The 879-nt window shown below is 66.3% G+C and carries 1 protein-coding gene; it reads right to left on the bottom strand.

Going from position 1 to position 879, the window contains the following annotated elements:
• On the bottom strand, positions 1-879 hold an 879-nt coding region (locus ELR45_RS16650), incomplete at both ends, for a DUF11 domain-containing protein (RefSeq protein ID WP_240759801.1).

The raw sequence follows: 879 nt of genomic DNA on the forward strand, positions 1-879 counted from the left end.
CTCCGCCGGAACGCAGACCCCACGCTCGTCGTCGGTGGTGACGACGTTCAACAGCTCTCGGTCACCGTCATCGATGACGGTCACCGAGTACGTCAGCGTCACCACCTGGTCGACGTCCAGGTCGCCGTTCCAGGTCAACGTCGACCCGCTGAACGACGCCTCGCCGTCCGACGCCTCGATGTCGTCGTTCCACGTGGCATCGTCGAGCACCGCCGACAGGTCGTCCTCGATGCGGGCGTCCTCGACCGCCGCGGTCCCGACGTGCTCGATCATCACGGCGTAGGTGACGACGTCGTCCGCCTGAACCGTCGCCCCGGGCTCCGGGTCCGAGGTCTTGGAGTAGACGTACGCACCGTTGTAATGCTTGGTGCGGCACGCCTCGTCCTGGCCCTCTGCCGGCAGGCACACACCGTCCGTGGTCACGACGTTCTCCAGGAACCGGTCGCCCTCCGCGGTCACGGTCACCGAGTAGGTCACCGTCACCTCGTCGCCCTGCTCAAGGTCGCCATTCCAGGTGAGTGTCGGCTCGTCGTACGAGGTCTCCCCCGCCGACGCCTCGGCGTCGTCGTTGTACGACGCGTCGTCCAGCACTGCAGACAGGTCGTCATCGAACGACGCCGCGATCGACGCCTTGCCGATGTGGCGGACGTTCACCGTGTAGGTGATCGTGTCACCGACCTCGACCGCCGAGCCCGTTTCCGGATCCGAGGTCTTGACCACCTCGTAGTCACCCATCTCGTGGATGGTCTCGCAGTCCGGGTTCTCGTCCGGCGCCGGCACGCACCGCGACCGGTCCGGGTCATCGTTGGTGACGACGTTGGCGAGCTCGAAGTCGCCCTCGTCGTTCACGGTCACCGAATAGGTGAGCGTGACGACGTC

The organism is Phytoactinopolyspora endophytica (genome assembly GCF_004138495.1).
GTDB classification, from domain to species: Bacteria; Actinomycetota; Actinomycetes; order Jiangellales; family Jiangellaceae; genus Phytoactinopolyspora; species Phytoactinopolyspora endophytica.